Here is an 18,704-nt window from a genome sequence, read left to right as displayed (position 1 = left end):
CTATGGCTCACCATCTAATCAGCTGAAAACCTTGAGAAAATGGTGTGATATTTAATCCTTATCTACTACAGCCCCATAATTATTTAAGCACAAAAAAAACCCAGTAATGTCATAAAGAGCATTACTGAGTTTGGAGAAAACTTTAGTCTTATTTAACTGATTCTTACTTCACTTAACCGATGTTTATTTGTCAGCCATCGCAAGGTAGATACCACGGTCTGATGCATCATCAACATACTGCGAATCACGCCATGTCGTATAACTGTAATTACCGCTATATGGGCTGATGCTGTTTTGACGGAAATCAGATACCCAATCATTGCCATCAAAAATCTGGATATGACCATGTGGACGGCTTGACGTGCGGTTATAGACAACGACATCACCAACTTGTGGTGCCATGTCGTTACTGATCTTGGTAAAGCCAGCTTGGGCTAGTGTGCCACGAGAGGCGTACTGATAGGCTGAAGGGTTAGGCGTAAATTCGTAACCTGCAGATTGTAATGCTTTACGTACATAGCGAGCACAGTAGCCAGAGCTTCTAGATAGTGCAACGCGAGATGCACTTGCTGCTGCAATAGCAGGAGCAGAGTTGCGGTCAGGTACACGGCTTGCTTGCTGCTGACGCTGTTCGTAAGACAAACGACTGGTCAGTGAAGCTAGTTGGTATTCTTTTTGCTTAGCATGAGCGCTTAGGTTGTCAATTGCTTGACTGATCTCATCGTTGCTATATACATGTGCACCACTGTTAGTGCTATAGATGTTGCGACTAGAACCATAGTTCGCAGAAGTAGAAATATTTGTGATGGTATGACTCAAGGTATTATTTGGTTGAAAGGTTGTTTCGGCAGCACCACTCGTCTGTGCGATACCCATTCCCAATACTGACAAAATTAATAAAGCTTGTTTCATAAATTTACTACCTATTGTTAATACAAGTCTGCTCGTCATCCATAACGAAGCATCAATTAATTTAGAGGATATAATCATCAAATAGACGTGATAAAATCCCTATTACAACGGTTCATTCTTTTCAAATAGTGACTAGTGCCAGTAGTACCTCCCACCTAGTCAACTATCTTATAAGCCATCTGCTATATATTGCTTTTAGCATGTCTGTTATGAGTATCGAGTTTGTCACCTATTAGATGAGTACTTACGATGTCAAAAAAACAACCTAATCGGCTTGCCCAGCTTATAGATCATCAAGCATTTGCTGGTAGCGCGCTACCTCAAACCCTTGCTAACAACATGCGACTATATATAGAAGCAACCAACGAGATAAAAGAGCTATTAGTAGACTGTCTACCTGAAGAAATACTCAATACCTGTTGGGTTGTAGGCTTAACACCTGAGCAGTTGATATTAAGTGTTAGCTCAATGACAGCAGCAAATCATATTCGCTATTTACATAGCTCGTATTTGCAAATACTAACAGAGCAGTCAATTACATTTAAACAACTCAAGCAAATTCGCGTCGTTGTGGCTAAAAGCTCTGCCGATAATTATTCATCTAAACAATCATCAACATCATCACTGCACTTACCAAATTCTCGTAAAGCCAATGAAAATCAGGTGCTTAGCCAGAACACAAAACGGACTATATCACAGGCCGCAGAGCATGTCACCACTGATGAAAATCTCAGAAAAGCCCTTTTGCGTTTGATTAATCATTAAAAATACTGAGCGTTAAATGTAAAGTTATGTAAATAAGAGCAGGTGATGGCATTGATAAAGATGGATTTTTGTAATGTATCAGATAAAAAAAATCCTTCGTTAGTTACATCCAGATTATGGATATAGCTAACGAAGGATTTAAAAACCATCTACAGCTTTTGTACTGTGTACCTTAACGGAAAATTCATATATTCATATAGATAATATATTCAAAATATAGAATATTATATAAATGTAATTATGAGCCTTCTATGTAATATTGCGTAAATGTTTCGCTACTTCCTGTATATTCCTGTATTTATCCTTCAATAACCAAATCATTAAGCGGTAAATACTCGATAGGACAGGTTACATTGTCATTAAAAGTTACAATTTCAAAATTGTTTTCGTCAGACAGTATTTCACGTACCAATAAGTTATTTAGAGCATGACCAGACTTATAGGCATTAAAACGACCTAAAATTGGGTAGCCAATCAAATGCAAATCTCCCAAAGCATCTAAAATTTTATGACGGACAAACTCATCGTTAAAACGTAAGCCTTCGGCATTGAGTATGTTGGCATCATCGATAACGATGGCATTTTCCATACTACCACCTAATGCTAGGTTGTTTTGACGTAGTGCTTCTATATCACGTAAAAATCCAAAAGTACGCGCAGTACTTAATTGTTCGATGAAGTTCTGTGTAGAGAACTGCAACTGTGCATGCTGAAAGTTCTTATCAAACGCAGGATGATCAAAATCAATTTCGAAATTTAATTCATACCCTTCATAAGGACGTAGCTCTGCCCACTTATCTTCTAGCTTTACTCGTACTGGCCGTATAATTTTAATGAATTTCTTGGCCGCTTCTTGCTCACAAAATCCTGCATCTAGTAAGAGCGCAACAAAAGGCGCAGCGCTACCATCCATAATTGGTATCTCTGAAGCAGAGACACGAATCAATAGGTTATCCACTCCTAGACCAGCAATGGCACTAAGCAGATGCTCAACCGTGCCCACTCGCGTACCACCAAACACTAAGTTTGATGACATCATCGTGTCTTGTACTAAAAACGCACTCGCTGGAATTGGTTGACTACCTTCTATATCAGAGCGCTCGAAAACAATACCAGTGTCAATCGGCTGTGGATGAAACTCCAAGTCAACAGGCTGACCACTATGTAGACCAGTACCCGTAACGGCTATTGCTGTTTTTATGGTTCTTTGGTTCATGGTTGTCTTCTCACATATTTTGTTACAATTGACATAGTGTACCATTACCGACCCCTTATTCGCTATATATAAAAAGCGCTAATTTTCTTATCTCCTTGATTGATAACACTTATCGTCAACTTTCTATCACTAATTTTTACTTCTTATGCTCTATTCAATGCTATAAAACAACGAGATTGATATAAGTTTAGACAGTCATATACATATAGATTACATAGAAAACTCTCATGATTCTTCTTATAGAAACGTTTCAGCTTTTCTCAAACAAAAAAAACCAGCGTTAAAACGCTGGCTTTTTCTTACTCACAGTAAATTAGAAGTACTATTTATTCTGTTGACGCTTTAAATAGTCTTGGATACTGTTTGTTTTAGTCTTAGGCTGCTCTTGAGGTGCACTTGCGCTAGGACGTGCAACGCTATCTTGATACTGCTGAGCTTGTGACTGCTTCTGACTGTTTAAAGCACTAGTATGCACGTTAGGATCAACAGGTTGTGTGCTATTAACAGAAGGTACTGGCTGCTCTACTACTTCTGGCTCTTGACCTGCGTTTTCATCTAACGTTAAGCCAGTTGCGATGACGGTTACATGTAAGTCGTCACCCATTTTTTCATCAATCACAGAACCGTAAAAAATGTGAGCGTCGTCGATATCAGTAATTTCTTCGACTATTGCACTGATTTTGCTCATCTCATCTAGTGACAATGACTCTGAAGAAATAACGTTAACAAGTAGACCTTTTGCATTTTCTAAACGCAAATCATCAAGTAGTGGTGATCTGATGGCTTTTTCAGTGGCTTGACGCGCACGATCATCGCCGCTGGCGCGACCAATACCCATCATCGCATGACCTTTGGCAGTCATTGCCGTACGGATATCGTTAAAGTCAATGTTTATCATACCTTCGCTAGCGATGGTCTCGGCAATACCTTGAACGGCATGCAGCAATACATCATCCGCTTTTTTGAAAGCATCTTGCATAGAGATGTTGCCGTATACACTCATCAACTTATCATTCGGAATCGTGATAATTGAGTCGACAAAGTTAGTCAGCTGCTCAATACCTGCTTTAGCAGCTTTGATACGCTTACCACCTTCGAATTTGAATGGCGTAGTCACAACAGCAACTGTTAATACTTCCATTTCTTTCGCAATACGAGCAACGACTGGCGCTGCGCCTGTACCAGTACCGCCGCCCATACCAGCAGTGATAAATACCATATCTGAGTGCTCAAGCAATGCGCGAATCGCTTCTTCTTCGCTCTCTGCTGCTTCACGACCCACTTCTGGATTTGCGCCTGCCCCTAGACCACGGTTCGTTTTTGCACCTAATTGCAGTTTGTGCGGTGCAGTAAGACGATCTAGCGCTTGTTTATCTGTATTGGCACAAACGAACGTTACACCTCTGATACCTTGCTGTACCATATGTTCAACTGCATTACCGCCGCCGCCACCAACACCGAATACAGTGAAGCTTGCTTGGCCATTGTTTTGAAGCTGATTATCATCTGGCATGGTGTATTTTGACATAAAAAAGATTCTCCAGTTGCAGATAGCGTGTAAGTCGATACATAGTAACGCACTCATGTGGCGTGCTATCGACATACTATATATAAATGTATTTAAATAAAACAGGGTATGGCTAAAATCGATCAGTATAGACAATAATATGTCATTATTACTTAATACTTTATTTTTAAAACGAATTTATTCGCAATGTTACTTTATTTTTTGCTTAATCAACTTAGAGGTATTCCATAATGTATGAATGCTCTAAATATGAGGTTAAACAGGTCTATAATATTTTCTTTAAGACATTTGCAAACCGTTGACCCGCACTCCGAAACACGCCTGATACGCGATTGTTTTGAATCGCTTCAGGTTCGCTTTTTTCGCTACGGCGGAATTGCTCACTCTGGCTATATAACAACGTACCAAAAGCCGTCTGATAAGCACGGTCATTCACTTGGCTATTTAGTAGCTTAAATGACTCGTCATTATCGAAATGATTATAAGCACTGATAGCAGGATGAGTATTGGTCAGTACGACAGGCATTTTTAGTAGCTTTTTGGCAAAGGGTATCATACCTTTAATCGTACTACCGCCGCCAGTCAACACAATCCCTTTATCGATATAGCCTATCAAACCTGCTTCGTGTAATTGACGCGCTACTTCAGTAAATATCTGAACGTAACGAGCTTCAATAATACGTGCCAAGTTATAGATACCAATATTTATTTCGTCGCCCGATCCTTGAGGCTTGAACAAAAAGAAGGCGCTTGGATCGACACTATTGACATCAGCTGTACCATGAGACTTCTTCAGCTTTTCAGCTTCAATCATGGAAATACCAAAATCAGCTGAAATATCCATTGTCACTTCATGACTGCCTGTTGCTATACAATGTGTAAAAATCAACTTATTCTCTTTATACACACAAATGCTGGTCGTACTAGCACCAATATCTACTAAGCAAACGCCTTGCTGACGTTCCTCAGTCATCAAACTATACTCAGCGCTGGTCACTGCATCGAAAACAATATGATCAATGCCGACGTCACAACTTTGCAATAGCTTTTGGATATTCTGACGGCTGGCAACAGGCATCATCATCATGTGGTACATCACGGTGATATTGTGTGCCATCATTTCGATGACATCATCCACCAGAAAGTCTTGCTCATCGACATAGATACCTTGCTGACAGCAATGCATCAAATAATAGTCAGATGATAAATCACGCGACTTTGCATTAGCCAATGCTTGTACCATATCTTGGGCACGTACAACTTCATCTTCTACTTTGACCTCTCCAGCACTGTTTTTGCTAGATAGCTCGGGTGTCGCAAGCGTTAACCAGACACTATGCACACGACAATTAGCGGTGTCTTCTGCTTCTTGAATGGCTTGCTTAATAGCACCTTGCAGACGTTCACGGTGCTTTATTTGACCTTGATAAAAATCGCTGTTTTTAACTTGTCCTACACCCAAAATACGGATGTCTTTTGCAGAGACAACATTGCCTATGACGACATATACTGCCGTGGCACTTAGATGGACAACAACCAGATTTTCATTATTTTTCATGGGACCAGACAAATTATCGCTAAATAGAAGAGCAAGTGATGCTCTTCTATTAAATCATTAAAAAAAGCGTTACTAATACGCTATGATGTTGTACATATTTTCTTCAAACTAAATAAGCCCTATTAGCTCACATCGGTTATGCATAGATGTAGTACTTACTTAGGCTATTCTGCTTCAGCACTCTGTGTCACGTTCCAAGCAATGGTAAAGCCATTTTTGTATCGTAAATCTACAGACTGCATTTCATCTCGACGCGTACGTAACTGATTGCCAAGCAGTTGGCTTAAATTCAGTAGTTTTTGCGCCGTATTCTCATTGTCGACAATCACACGTAGCCCATTGTCAAAGCGGATCAGCCAGGTCATTCTCGGTGATAGAATGATATCTTCGACCTGCATACCAAGCGGTGCATACCAATCATTAACTTGTTGCATTTGTTGCATAATAACTGGTGCTTGAGACATCTCACCCTGTAAGGTCGCAAAACGCTCTTGTGTTAAATCCCTACTATCAGCAGGAACAAACACAGCCCCTTTTGCATCGACCAAACGTTCTGTACCAAAATTAGCAACTGCTTGCTTGGGTAATGCGTTGACGACGATGCCACGTTGCCAATCACGAGAGATACTCACTTGGTCTACCCAAGCTAAGCCCATCGTAATGTCGCGTAATGTTTGCAAATCAGAAGTAAAAAAGCTACTTACTTGCTGTTGCTCCATCACGTCTTGTAATGAGCGATATTGAGCAGCAGACAAACCTTGATTACTGACATAAATATTTGCTGGCGGTGCATCACGCAGCGCTTTGCCGCCCATCATTAATATTAGCACTAGCAAACCTAAGACCAGTACCATAAATAGATACTTTACCGTTGCCGGTATTTGGATCTTAGATTTTGGGCGACCGGCTTTATCACTCATCAAGTCAGTTACCTCGTTGACAGTTTGAGCCATAACGACCTTTGTCCCTATATTTGCATAAAACTGATCATGCTATTTATTGATATAAATCTGCGTATTTTTGGCAGAAGCTTATTAAGTCGATATGTTATCAAATTTTATTAAAAATATAGCTTATATACAGCGATTACGTTGATTTAAACGTAACATTTTTCTTAAATTATGAATAAGTTATCAGCTGTATTCACAAAACAACATAAATATCGCCGAAATAGACCTATTCTTACAATATTAACGTATTTTATGGTTAAACAATAGCCAAACACCAACTAGCAGCAGCGAATTTACACAAGTTTACACGAAGCTGTGGTATAGCAGCTCTAGTGACACAAAGAGTCATCACTATCTGCTCAATCTAGTTAATCTGACAGTTATAGCGTTTGCGCCAAAATATGCCAGCATAGTGCATCAAAATCTAGTCCCCGAGCTTTGGCCGCCATCGGAACCAAACTATGACTGGTCATACCTGGTACGGTATTGATTTCAAGCAACCAAAAATTGCCTGCTTCATCTTGCATGGCATCGATACGTCCCCAGCCTTTTGCATCTACTGCACGAAATGCTGCAAGGCTTAAATCTTGCAAGTGCTTTTCATCAGCAGCGCTCAATCCACAGGGGATGTAGTAACTGGTATCGTTACGATTGTACTTGGCTTCAAAATCATAGAAGTTAGTGATATCAGCTGGTTCGAGACGAATAACTGGATAGGCTTCGTCATCGATAATCACAATCGTAAATTCGCGACCTGTAATCCAGCGCTCAGCCATCACCGCATCACCACATTCCACTGCAGTTGCATAAGCAGCAGGCAGTTCGTCAAGGTGGTTGACCTTGGTCATGCCAATACTTGAACCTTCATGAACTGGTTTAATAATAAGTGGCAAACCTAGCATGTTAACCACTTGCTGCCAGTCAGTATCAGCCGTCAATAATGAAAATGGTGCAGTTGAAAGGCCGCAACCTTGCCACAGTTGCTTGGTACGTACTTTGTCCATACCTAGTGCAGACGCTAGAATCCCTGAACCAGTTTGCGGTATATCAAACCACTGTAATACGCCTTGCAACAAGCCATCTTCGCCGCCACGACCATGCAACACATTAAACACGCGGTCATATTTGCGTAGCTCAGTGATGTCTTGGTGCTTTGGATCAAAATGAGTGGCATCAACGCCTTGGTTTTGCAGCGCTTGCAACACTGCCGCACCACTGTCCAAAGACACGCTACGCTCATTGCTACTGCCACCATAAATAACGGCTACTTTGCCAAACTGACTGGCATCTTTTGCATCAGTCGTCGTGTCTACAGATGTATCATTGGTAGCTGTATTTTGATTGCTATTATTATCTTTATTATCAGTTGTCATGAGTATCGTCCCTAAATTTTAGCTTACTTAATATAAAGGTTATTGGCAGCCAAATCGATAGCAATCTGCCCGACATTACCAGCGCCTTGGGTAATCAGCATGTCGTTGGCTTTTAACAAACGCTGCATAACAGGGGCTAGATTGTCTTTATCAATAATAGTCGGTTCAACTTCACCGCGCAAACGGATACTGCGCGCTAGTGACTTGGTATCAGCGCCCGTAATCGGACTCTCCCCTGCTGAATAAACATCTAATAATAATAGCTCATCAACACTCGATAGCACTTCTACAAAATCGTCGTAGCAATCACGGGTACGGCTATAACGATGCGGCTGAAATAGCATCACTAAACGACGATCAGGGAAGCTTTGACGAGCGGCTTTAATGGTCGCATCGACTTCTTTTGGATGATGACCATAATCATCAATCAATAAGACATTACCATCATCGATATCGACAGAAGCATGCTGCTCAAAACGACGACCCACGCCTTCAAATTTTTGCAGGGCGCGCTCAATTGCTGCATCATCAACGCCTTCGTCAGTCGCCATCGTGATGGCAGCAAGCGCGTTATAAACGTTATGTGTACCAGGAATATTTAACGTTAGGCGTAATGGCTCACGGTCACGGCGCAGTACGGTAAAGTGAGTTTTGGTTCCTTCCGTTACCAAGTCTACAGCTTGTACATCATTGAACGGCTCAAGACCAAAGGTCAATACTGGACGACCGATATCATCGATCATTGCATACAGCTCAGGGTCGTCACCGCAGACCACTGCCAAACCGTAAAACGGCATGTTTTGTAGAAACTGGATATAAGCGGCTTTTAATTTATCAAAGCTGTTTTCGTAGGTTTCCATATGGTCTTGGTCGATGTTGGTCACAATCGCGGCCATCGGATGCAATGACAAGAACGATGCATCAGACTCATCAGCCTCTGCTACCAAGAAACGGCTGCTACCCAATGCCGCATTTTTGCCTGACGCATTTAACTTACCGCCGATGACATAGGTAGGATCTAGCTGTCCTTCTGCCATCATTGTGGTGAGCAAACTCGTCGTTGTCGTTTTGCCATGCGCGCCAGCAACTGCGATACCATGACGATAGCGCATTAGCTCACCAAGCATATCGGCGCGGCGTACTACTGGCAGACGAGCTTCAAGTGCTGCTTTTACCTCAGGGTTGCTACGATCAATCGCTGATGAGACAACGATAACGTCAGCATTGGCAATGTTTTTAGAGTCATGGCCAATCGATATCTCGATGCCGATTTGCTGTAATCGTTTAGTCACCAAGCTTTCTGCGATGTCGGAACCACTGACCTGATAGCCTTGATTGTTCATCACCTCAGCGATACCACACATGCCTGAGCCACCAATACCGATAAAATGCAAATGCTGAATGCGGCGCATTTCTGGTATTTCAATCAAACGCTTAGGTAGAGCTTTCGCAGAGGTAGGCATAAGGATCTCTCTTTATTAAAGGTCAATAAAACTTAGTAAATTCAAATAAGGGGTATAGATGACAGACTATAGCGCTTGCCAAATGATGTCAGCAACTTGCTTACTCGCACTACGGTTGGCCAACGCATGGCCTTTTTTTGCCATTGCCAAGCACTTCTCTCGATTGAGTACGCCAAGCTCGTCACTTAGACTTTTGGCAGTTAGCTCTGACTGCGGTAATAGAATTGCCGCATCATGCGAGGTCAACGTGCGTGCATTAGCCGTCTGATGGTCATCTACTGCATGCGGTAGCGGTACAAAAATAGCGGCGATGCCGACGTTTTGAATCTCGGTCACGGTCAACGCACCTGCGCGGCAAACGATGATGTCTGCCCAGTTATAAGCTGCAGCCATATCATCAATAAAAGGCTGTACAGTAAACTGATGGTTGTTTAGGTCTTGTGCGCTATAAGCTGCTTGCGTGGCTGCTTCATTGTTGCGTCCGCACTGGTGTAGGACTTCAAGTGGCTGATCTAGTAATGCTAATGCTTTTGGTACTGTATCATTTAATACCTGAGCACCAAGTGAACCGCCCACTACCAACAGTTTAAGCGGTGAACTGTCATTTACATCGTAGCGTATGGTTGGCTCTGCGACACCAGTAATGGCGTTACGCACAGGATTGCCCACTGTCTCAAGCTTGGCATCTTGCTGACTATTAGCAAAGGTATTCTCGAACGCTTGTAATGTCTTAGTCGACAGCTTAGATAAGTAGCGGTTGCTCATGCCAGCGATGGCATTTTGCTCATGGATAATCAAAGGCGTATTAGTCATACGCGCAGCGATACCGCCAGGTGCAGTGACATAACCACCGAACCCAACGACCACGTCAATCTGATTACTACGAATCACTTTTACTGCTGCCATCGTCGCTGATAGCAGAGTCATTGGTAGCTTCAATAATCGACCAACGCCTTTGCCACGAAGCCCTTGCATATTAATAGCATGAAAGGGATAACCTGTTGGCTCAACCAACCCATTTTCCATACCATTTGGCGTTCCCAACCAATGAATCACCGCACCGCGCTGGGTCAGCTCGTCGCTCACTGCAAGCGCTGGAAAAACATGCCCGCCCGTACCAGCTGCCATCATCAATATGTGCGGTGTTTTCATGAACGCCTGCCTATCTTTACTTTATTTATATGAAGGGTTTATCTCACTGCAGCGGTAACAATTATGAAAAATAATGACCTAGCCAAAGCCCGCATAGTATAGAGGAAATCATTGTCTTATATACAGTACTTTATGCAGCAAAAATAACAAAAATCCAAGCCATGATCGGTCACGGCTTGGCGTCGTGTCATGCTAATAAACGGTAAGGAAAATCAATGACTAACAATACCTCAAAATATGGGTTTTACGTAGTCAAAATATTCCTGAACTCAAAACTTTCCTGAACATAGCGAAAGCTACGCAGTAAATTTATTTTCAATCGCCATGATAAAGTCGGTTGCGATATCTGTACCGCATTGGTCATCAATCTCACGTACGCATGTTGGGCTAGTGACGTTAATCTCAGTGATACGTCCACCGATCAAGTCTAGACCAACGAACATTAGACCTTTTTCTTTGACGATTGGTGCCACAACTTCTGCTACTTGACGTTCAATATCAGTCAATGGCATGGCAACACCGCTACCACCAGCTGCTAGATTACCACGGGTCTCGCCTTTGGTTGGAATACGAGCCAAACTATAATCTACCACGACTCCATCAACGATCAATACGCGCTTATCGCCCTCTTTGATTTCTGGCAAATAACGCTGCGCCATAATGGGCAAAGTCTCAAGCTCAGTCAGTATCTCTAATGTCACTCCGATGTTTGGGCTATCAGCAGTTAAACGGAAGATGCCAGTGCCGCCCATACCATCTAATGGTTTGACGATGACGTCCTGCTGTTCAGCGATAAACTTACGAATGTGTGCTTGTTTGCTAGTCACAATCGTTGGGCTCATATAATCGCTAAACCATGTCGCAAACAACTTCTCATTGCAGTCGCGAATCGCTTGTGGATCATTGACCACGAGTACGCCTGCCGCCTTTGCATGGTCAAGCATATAAGTGGCATAAATAAAGCGCATATCAAACGGCGGATCTTTGCGCATCAAAATCACGTCATAGTTGCCGACTGGCCCTGTGCTTTTATCACCCAATGTATAGAAATCTGCAGGATCACGCTTTACTGTCAGTGGCTGCGTATCAACCATCAACTGACCACGGTCCAACCACAGGTCATGAATCTGACAATAACCGAGCTGATGGCCACGGTCTTGAGCGGCCCACATCATAGCAAGACTGGTGTCTTTTTTATAATTGACCCGCTCGATAGGATCCATAATAACGAGTATTTTTAGCGACTTTTCTTGTTTTTGTTGGCTCATGATAAAACTCACTTACGTTATATTATTAATATGAAACACACCTACTAAACAACATCAGTGCCCAACTATACGCCGTACTGCTCACGGTAGTGTTGCATTTTGGCTAACTGGGTCGCGTCTTTATGCTGGCCGTTTCGTGCACCATGGTCATCGGCCAAATAACTGATCAAATCATCAATATCAACCAATGCACGTACGGGCACTTCTAGTGTCGCGGCAAGCTCTTGAATAGCAGAGTGATCTGCTTGACCTTTTTCTTTACGATCAAGTGCGACGAGAATACCAGCAACGCTTGCGCCTGCTTGCTCTAAAATCTCGACCACTTCGCGCATGGCTGTACCCGCTGTGATGACATCGTCAAGCACCCAAACGGCCTTGCCGGTTACGTCAGCACCTACCAAATTTCCGCCTTCGCCGTGAGTTTTGGCTTCTTTACGGTTATAGCCCCACTTGGCGTTAATACCATGATGTAGCCATAACGCTTGCGCTGTCGCTGCGACAAAAGGAATACCTTTATAAGCTGCACCAAAGATGACCAGCTCTTGCTCATTATCGCCATTATTTGCTGTATTCATTTGTTCAGCTAAGGCATCTGCGTAACCACGTGCTAGTAACGACAACATCTCACCAGTCGCAAGCAAACCTGCATTAAAAAAGTACGGACTGATACGACCAGACTTTAGAATAAACTCACCGAATTTGAGCACTTGGTTGTCTAGAGCCAGTTGAATAAATTGATGAGATGAAAATGTAGGATCTTGAGGGCGTGTTACATGAGACATTATGACATTCCTATCAACAAAAAGAGGGGACAAAAAATTTGCATTATTGTACGCATTATTGATCAGCTTGACCAACCATTGATCTCATAATCCTGCATATTGGCATAGCGAGTCAGCAAACCACTACGCGACGAGATATTAAAATAGCTCTGTCCATCTGCTCGGACTTGTATCTCCCAGCCCAAATGATAAGCGGCAACAATAATATGGCCAGCAAACAGTCGAATCTGACGATATGCATGGCGCTGTGACGGCTCACAAACGATCTGACTGAGCAAATAGCTACGCACATGCTGGCAGATTTCTGCGGCGCTATAACTATGATTGATACTCTTACGGGTACTACATTGCTTTAGCGCATGGACAGCCACGCTACATGCCATAATATCCGTGGCCAAACTACCCTCGCCTGTTTCAAACTGCTGCGGCTGTAGTATCACTTGCCAATCATCGGCATACAGACTGTTGAGTAGCTCATCAGGATTATAGCGTTTGGTCAATGCGCGCATAGATAATACAAGCTTCTCAGCCTTTCTGTAATTATTTGAGTCATCATCTGAATCGTTGTTTGACTCAACTCCTGTAGCGCTATCAATAGGCAAAAACCCGTAACGGTTCAGTTTTGGATAAGCGCGAATCGCCTGTTGAATATCTGACATATCTAACAACGTCATATCCGATAATGTCGATATTAGTGGCTGCTCACTATGATTCTGATAAAAGCTATCCGGCAATTCGATAAGCTGGGCCGCATTCAGCAATGATAAATGCTCAGCCAGTGCTTCTGAAGCAATCAGCGACCACTTCGATAAGCTGTCTGCATTGGGCTGATAGAACCGCGTAGAGTTACCATAAAGCCTGCGCAGTTGACCATTTAGGCGACGAGCAGGCTCAGGTATATCACTTAATGGTCTGGCAGGATCAAGAGGAGATTGTTTGGGATCAAAGTTAGGATGTACGATCGCAGGTTGCTGTGAATCAGCTAATATAGACGATTGCTCAGCCTTTTTTCGGACGTGACCTTCTGCCAGCTGCCCGCCTTCTGTTGCCAGATTAGCATGAGACAAACGGTCATCAGAAGTAGAAGGCTGGGACATGAAATCTCCATAGACTGTAAAGTCTGAAACAAATAAGAACGATTATACCAAGTGCTATTTTACTCTTTAGGGCTCAGCTCTAAAGGCTTACTCTTGATAATTCAAAATATCTCGGTAGCCTGTCTGCCAATCAGCATAATCAAGCCAAGCTAACGGAATGTTGCTGTGCAAGCGTTTTCCTGTCACTGAGGTTTTTGTATTATCAATAGTAGGAGGTGTCTCGCCAACCTGCTCACTAAGCCAAACACCTAGTTCAAACGTAGTAACAGGTCTATAGTCCGTCGCTAGATAGACAGGTTTTGGTGTTTCTATCGTCAACACTTTGGCGATGATATTGACCAAGTCGCGATCCATAATACGGTTGCTCCAATGCTCCGCTGGCACTGGATCTTTATTTGGCTCACGAGCCTTGCGTAGTCGCATTAAGCGCTCGCGCCCATAGATACCACTAGGGCGAATAATAATAGATTTATCACCAAAACCCTGTTGCAGCGCTTGTTCTGCTTGCAATATAACTTTTGAGGCTTCACGCGCTGGCGTGACAGGTGCAGTATGCTCATCAATCCATTCGCCATTATCCTGACCATAGACACCAGTAGAAGAAATGAATACCACACGTTCAAGTTTAATAAGCTGTGGAGCAAGCGTTGCCAAATGCTGACTAATCGCTAGATAACTGTCGTGATAACCGCTGGTTGAATACTCGTCAGGGGTGACGATAATCGCAATATGAGTAAATGCTTGTAGCTGCTCAGCAGTCAAAGTCAACGCATTAGCCTGCAAAAAATCTGCACTATCTACCAAATCATAGTATTCGCGCTCACTACGAGCCAGCCCAGTCACACAATAGCCATCTTGGGCGAGTTTATTGGTCACTGGTAGGCCAATATCACCTTGCCCGATAATTAGTAAATTTTGCGTACTCATAAAGCATGTTTCCCTTTATACAACTTCCTTTATGCAACGATTACAGCACTTAGAAGCCATTTTGTTTAAATTAATGCCTAAATCAACGGCTAAATCCGTGCCTAAACCAATATCTAAATCAGTGACTAAAAGTATCGTCTGTACGATAGCTGTATATCATCATTGGCATCGATACGATCTTGCCATTCGTAATTGGCATTGATACGTAATGCTTGTTTTTTATCAATATCGTATTGCAGCCCTAAGCTTGAGACTGGTTGCCAATAGTGACCACGGACGTTGGTTTCATCGCTGCTGCCATGATACCAATATGGCAATTGCAATTCAGCTTGCGCGCGTAACTGATTGTTAATCTGATAACGGCAGCCAGCATTGATACCTGCGCCTAGACGAAAGCCTTTATTGATACCTCGTCCTACTTGCCCTGTACCTGCCAAAAAGGTATAGCACAGTTGCGGCGGCATCTCACCAGTACCTGCGGCTGGTGTACCAAATGCCCATGACCAGCCTTTCTCGTAACCCACGCTACCGACCAAATGATCCGTACCTGCCTCTTGCGATCCATCGTTTACTCGCGTCGCCTCGATACTGGCACCCCAAGTATTACCTTTTTTGGCTGCATTGACAGGGTTAAAAGAGCGGCCACGAATCAAAGTGACGTTTTGCAATACCACACTGTCTGGCTGATTAGCCTTATCATCTGTGTCATACAGTCGTAATGTCGCAGCCAGCCCTTCTAAATTAAAAAACTGTGGATACCCTGAAGCGTGGTCAAGCGTATCATGAAACCCCGCTCGAAACCCAATATCAATATAGTCACTGTCACCACCCTGCCCTATACCTATCGTACCCAACTGTAGCGGATGCCTGTCTATCGGATTATTATCCGATGCATCGATTTGACGCTTGAGTAGTGTTTGCCCATCATCTGACACGCTCGATACAAGGTTGAGCTGCGCAGACTTGATCTCATTCACGGTTTGTTTGGCACTATTGTGATAGCCCAACTGCGCGCGCTGTTGTTTTTTCTCATTGAGCTGATTTTGACGCAACGTGTTATCAGCAGGCGTATAAATCGTACTTGCCAGCAACTGCTCATCATTTAATAGTTGAATCACATCAGAAGGCACGACTGCGTAAGACAATTGGCTCAGTAAGTTTTGCTGCGGACGGACTACATCAATAAGACGTAGAATCTCAGAAGCACAATTGTCTGTGGTAAAGTAATACGGCATCTTTAACGCTTTGGTTTCCCAAACGTGGCGCATAATCTGCTGAACTTCCGCTGGCGTCAGACTCAACTGATATGTCCACGTATCACGTTCATCATCTTGCAGGTATTTCGCTAGCATTTCTGGATATGGGTCGATTTCGATAGCGCTGTTGTAGCTACCAATCATTGACTTAGTAGCATATATCGGGAAACTGTCGTTTGGATCACCGTCTACCGTATAGTTCAGCGCATAAGCCTTATCGATTTGGTTTGGATCGGCGATGCTCGCCTTTGAGTCAATGCGTAGCAACGTATGAGCAAATGCAGAGAGCGGATTGTCCAAGTACTCCTGCGCAAACATGATAGACAGCTGCTCAGGCGCTAATGTCGACATCCACTCATCCAATTCTGGACATTTAACAGATAGACTTGCAGCATCGATCGATAGCACCTCTGTCAACCATGCCACTCGCGCTGGAAAACGGCATAAGACAGAATTATTATTGGCATCAGTTTTGGCTTGGTCATTATCAGTTGCTGATGATGCCAACTCTTGCGCAAGTGCCACGAGCATCGCATCCAACTCTGCACCTGAATCTCGTTGACCATTTTCACTTAAGAAAAAGCTCGGGTCATCAACCAAACTCTTGGTTTTCTTTTTACCCAATACACTGTTTTTATCATCGTAAAAATACAACAAGCGTCGCCATGTTGTATGCTGTGCCAACTTGTCTGCTTTTACTTGCTGCCGCCATGTTGATAGCAGCTGTTCTGTCGCTAAGCTTGATTCAGATAAAATACTCTTTTGAATGTTAGGTTCAGCACTACTGATGCTACCCGACTCAGATAATGCATCTGAATGAGAATAAGTAGGTGCTAAGCTAGATGCGCCAGGTGACAATGCATCTGATTCAAGGACAGACAGCGGCGTTGGTAAAAATGCCTGTGTTTGAGCTGAGAGTAGCAGCCCTGCTATAGCCAATGGCAGACGTGCTCGCAGGCCAATGGTCATTAGCGTACAATCGATAGGTATGGACGTCAGTTTTATAGACATGAGGTAGAATCTCGCACGTTATTATTCATACGCTATCAGCGTTATTAAAGTTTCTGGGTCAAAAAATCAAACGCATCGCCCACTATCATTTAGCTACTTAGATAGATTGTTTATCACACCATTATCAATACTAGTATAAAAAGAGAGCATTATGCCCGTATTATCACCAAACTCATCACCTACGTCGCCAATGTCCATCAAAGATGGTCTACTTTCGGCAGCCACTTGGTTGGCTTCACCCAATTACAATGTAAGGCCAAAAGGTTTAAGTATTGACGCAATCGTCGTACACAATATCAGCCTACCACCGAATGAATTTGGTGCCTGCGACACTAATGGTACGCATTACGTGAAAGCATTGTTCACTAATCAATTAGACTGGGATACTCATCCTTACTTTCAAACAATTAAAGGCGCGGAAGTATCAGCGCATTTATTTATCGAACGTGATGGCGCTATCACTCAGTTCGTCAATTTCAACGAACGGGCGTGGCATGCCGGGCGGTCTAGCTACTTGGGTCGACCTGAATGTAATGATTATAGCATTGGCATCGAGCTTGAAGGGTCGGATTTTGTGTCCTTCACCTCTGCTCAATATGAGCAGCTAGCCGAAGTAATTGCCGCTATTTATAAGGCCTACCCCAAAACACGTCGCCACTTGACAGGCCATAGCGATATCGCGCCTGGGCGTAAAACTGACCCTGGTGATTATTTTGAATGGGCAAGGTTGCGTGAGAGTATCTCGAACTTATTAAAGCAGGAAGTGGTCTAATATGAATTACTGTCTGGAGAATTTATGACTTGGATTGAGGTAGTTGATTCAGCAGTTAAGATTGGCTTGGGTGCACTTATAACAGGCATTATTACTTTTGTTCTGTCTACAACTCAACATCGTAACGATCAAAAGAAAGCTAAAGTTGCACGTGAATTTGAGATGCTAAAAGAAGTCGCAGAAAAAGTAGAAACTTTCAATAACGTTGCTTTAAGGTATTGGTCACTATATTCTGATTGGCGTAGAAGGTTAATACTAGATAGCTCTGTTCCCAAATCAAACATTTTATTAGATGCTCAACATGATCTATTCAATAGCTTTAGTGAATTGACTACAGCAGAATCCTTATTATTGCTATTTGGTTATAGCGAAGCTTCAGTTTCACTAAGATTATATGGTGAAACAGTGATAGCCTTCAGAAAAAGAGTAGCATCTTTAGATATGCCTTTTGATGAAAATGACGCAGCTAGCTATAGAGAATCTATGATTGATAAGCGGGCTCAGTTATTTCAAATACTAAACGAAATTTATAAAACGATCTAAGATAAGAAGTCTCAGTTTTCCACATATCATATTCCACACTCAATCCATTTATCTCAATGGTGAAAGTGATATAATTCGTCAGTTTTTCATCCATATCACATCAGCACATAACTCAATATACAACTTGGCAA

At 42.8% G+C, this 18,704-nt stretch carries 16 protein-coding genes; 3 read left to right on the top strand and 13 right to left on the bottom strand.

The features are described from left to right. Positions 1 to 183: 183 nt before the first annotated feature. Complete coding sequence (locus tag I3254_RS10850) at positions 184 to 912, bottom strand: CHAP domain-containing protein (RefSeq protein ID WP_238052862.1); 729 nt, start codon at positions 910 to 912, stop codon at positions 184 to 186. Between the two features lie 249 nt (positions 913 to 1,161). Between I3254_RS10850 and I3254_RS10845 the strand changes: the two genes are divergently transcribed. Further along, positions 1,162 to 1,677, top strand: a complete 516-nt coding sequence (locus I3254_RS10845; RefSeq protein ID WP_238052861.1) for a hypothetical protein — start codon at positions 1,162 to 1,164, stop codon at positions 1,675 to 1,677. A 298-nt stretch (positions 1,678 to 1,975) separates the two neighbouring features. On the opposite strand, the gene lpxC is transcribed toward I3254_RS10845, so the two are convergent. The 12 genes from lpxC to I3254_RS10785 all read right to left on the bottom strand — a co-directional run bounded on the left by lpxC (position 1,976) and on the right by I3254_RS10785 (position 17,258). Then, positions 1,976 to 2,893 carry a UDP-3-O-acyl-N-acetylglucosamine deacetylase gene (gene lpxC, locus I3254_RS10840; RefSeq protein ID WP_238052860.1) on the bottom strand — a complete coding sequence of 306 codons (918 nt, stop codon included), beginning with the start codon at positions 2,891 to 2,893 and terminating at the stop codon, positions 1,976 to 1,978. A 322-nt stretch (positions 2,894 to 3,215) separates the two neighbouring features. Continuing rightward, entirely contained in the window at positions 3,216 to 4,421 is a 1,206-nt protein-coding gene (gene ftsZ, locus I3254_RS10835; RefSeq protein WP_057761433.1) for a cell division protein FtsZ, read from the bottom strand. A gap of 265 nt (positions 4,422 to 4,686) precedes the next feature. Continuing rightward, the gene (ftsA, locus tag I3254_RS10830) at positions 4,687 to 5,979 is read right to left on the bottom strand and encodes a cell division protein FtsA (protein WP_238052859.1); all 1,293 of its coding nucleotides are present in this window, start codon (positions 5,977 to 5,979) and stop codon (positions 4,687 to 4,689) included. A gap of 164 nt (positions 5,980 to 6,143) precedes the next feature. Continuing rightward, positions 6,144 to 6,932, bottom strand: a complete 789-nt coding sequence (locus I3254_RS10825) for a cell division protein FtsQ/DivIB (protein ID WP_238052858.1) — start codon at positions 6,930 to 6,932, stop codon at positions 6,144 to 6,146. A gap of 377 nt (positions 6,933 to 7,309) precedes the next feature. Next, positions 7,310 to 8,302, bottom strand: coding sequence for a D-alanine--D-alanine ligase (locus I3254_RS10820; protein ID WP_238052857.1), 993 nt, complete (start codon positions 8,300 to 8,302; stop codon positions 7,310 to 7,312). A 23-nt stretch (positions 8,303 to 8,325) separates the two neighbouring features. Then, positions 8,326 to 9,765 carry a UDP-N-acetylmuramate--L-alanine ligase gene (murC, locus tag I3254_RS10815; protein WP_101205772.1) on the bottom strand — a complete coding sequence of 480 codons (1,440 nt, stop codon included), beginning with the start codon at positions 9,763 to 9,765 and terminating at the stop codon, positions 8,326 to 8,328. A gap of 66 nt (positions 9,766 to 9,831) precedes the next feature. Continuing rightward, positions 9,832 to 10,917: an undecaprenyldiphospho-muramoylpentapeptide beta-N-acetylglucosaminyltransferase gene (gene murG / locus I3254_RS10810; protein WP_102091880.1), complete on the bottom strand. Its 1,086-nt coding sequence runs from the start codon at positions 10,915 to 10,917 to the stop codon at positions 9,832 to 9,834. Positions 10,918 to 11,213: 296 nt separating this feature from the next. Then, the gene (gshB, locus tag I3254_RS10805) at positions 11,214 to 12,185 is read right to left on the bottom strand and encodes a glutathione synthase (protein WP_179797594.1); all 972 of its coding nucleotides are present in this window, start codon (positions 12,183 to 12,185) and stop codon (positions 11,214 to 11,216) included. Between the two features lie 65 nt (positions 12,186 to 12,250). After that, positions 12,251 to 12,967, bottom strand: coding sequence for an orotate phosphoribosyltransferase (gene pyrE, locus I3254_RS10800; protein WP_238052856.1), 717 nt, complete (start codon positions 12,965 to 12,967; stop codon positions 12,251 to 12,253). 62 nt (positions 12,968 to 13,029) lie between these two features. Continuing rightward, on the bottom strand, positions 13,030 to 14,064 hold the full coding sequence (locus I3254_RS10795) for a hypothetical protein (protein ID WP_238052855.1): 1,035 nt from the start codon (positions 14,062 to 14,064) through the stop codon (positions 13,030 to 13,032). An 87-nt stretch (positions 14,065 to 14,151) separates the two neighbouring features. Further along, entirely contained in the window at positions 14,152 to 14,991 is an 840-nt protein-coding gene (locus I3254_RS10790; protein WP_238052854.1) for an SDR family oxidoreductase, read from the bottom strand. 125 nt (positions 14,992 to 15,116) lie between these two features. Beyond that, complete coding sequence (locus I3254_RS10785; protein WP_238052853.1) at positions 15,117 to 17,258, bottom strand: DUF4105 domain-containing protein; 2,142 nt, start codon at positions 17,256 to 17,258, stop codon at positions 15,117 to 15,119. 151 nt (positions 17,259 to 17,409) lie between these two features. On the opposite strand from I3254_RS10785, the gene ampD reads away from it, so the two are divergent. Together ampD and I3254_RS10775 are read left to right on the top strand one after the other, a co-directional pair. Continuing rightward, a complete protein-coding gene (ampD, locus tag I3254_RS10780; protein WP_238052852.1) occupies positions 17,410 to 18,030 on the top strand; it encodes a 1,6-anhydro-N-acetylmuramyl-L-alanine amidase AmpD in 621 nt (206 codons plus the stop codon). A gap of 24 nt (positions 18,031 to 18,054) precedes the next feature. Continuing rightward, the gene (locus tag I3254_RS10775; protein ID WP_179797584.1) at positions 18,055 to 18,573 is read left to right on the top strand and encodes a hypothetical protein; all 519 of its coding nucleotides are present in this window, start codon (positions 18,055 to 18,057) and stop codon (positions 18,571 to 18,573) included. Positions 18,574 to 18,704 lie beyond the last annotated feature (131 nt).

The sequence above is a fragment of the Psychrobacter sp. Ps2 genome (assembly GCF_022129405.1).
Lineage (GTDB): Bacteria > Pseudomonadota > Gammaproteobacteria > Pseudomonadales > Moraxellaceae > Psychrobacter.
This window is presented reverse-complemented; position numbering and strand designations above follow the sequence as displayed.

Coding starts and splice junctions, on each gene's coding strand:
- I3254_RS10795 (WP_238052855.1), bottom strand. CDS start 14,064: ATGTCCCAGCCTTCTACTTCTGATGACCGTTTGTCTCATGCTAATCTG.
- I3254_RS10785 (WP_238052853.1), bottom strand. CDS start 17,258: ATGTCTATAAAACTGACGTCCATACCTATCGATTGTACGCTAATGACC.
- I3254_RS10845 (WP_238052861.1), top strand. CDS start 1,162: ATGTCAAAAAAACAACCTAATCGGCTTGCCCAGCTTATAGATCATCAA.
- murC (WP_101205772.1), bottom strand. CDS start 9,765: ATGCCTACCTCTGCGAAAGCTCTACCTAAGCGTTTGATTGAAATACCA.
- murG (WP_102091880.1), bottom strand. CDS start 10,917: ATGAAAACACCGCACATATTGATGATGGCAGCTGGTACGGGCGGGCAT.
- gshB (WP_179797594.1), bottom strand. CDS start 12,185: ATGAGCCAACAAAAACAAGAAAAGTCGCTAAAAATACTCGTTATTATG.
- I3254_RS10775 (WP_179797584.1), top strand. CDS start 18,055: ATGACTTGGATTGAGGTAGTTGATTCAGCAGTTAAGATTGGCTTGGGT.
- ftsZ (WP_057761433.1), bottom strand. CDS start 4,421: ATGTCAAAATACACCATGCCAGATGATAATCAGCTTCAAAACAATGGC.
- I3254_RS10820 (WP_238052857.1), bottom strand. CDS start 8,302: ATGACAACTGATAATAAAGATAATAATAGCAATCAAAATACAGCTACC.
- lpxC (WP_238052860.1), bottom strand. CDS start 2,893: ATGAACCAAAGAACCATAAAAACAGCAATAGCCGTTACGGGTACTGGT.
- pyrE (WP_238052856.1), bottom strand. CDS start 12,967: ATGTCTCATGTAACACGCCCTCAAGATCCTACATTTTCATCTCATCAA.
- ampD (WP_238052852.1), top strand. CDS start 17,410: ATGCCCGTATTATCACCAAACTCATCACCTACGTCGCCAATGTCCATC.
- I3254_RS10825 (WP_238052858.1), bottom strand. CDS start 6,932: ATGGCTCAAACTGTCAACGAGGTAACTGACTTGATGAGTGATAAAGCC.
- I3254_RS10790 (WP_238052854.1), bottom strand. CDS start 14,991: ATGAGTACGCAAAATTTACTAATTATCGGGCAAGGTGATATTGGCCTA.
- I3254_RS10850 (WP_238052862.1), bottom strand. CDS start 912: ATGAAACAAGCTTTATTAATTTTGTCAGTATTGGGAATGGGTATCGCA.
- ftsA (WP_238052859.1), bottom strand. CDS start 5,979: ATGAAAAATAATGAAAATCTGGTTGTTGTCCATCTAAGTGCCACGGCA.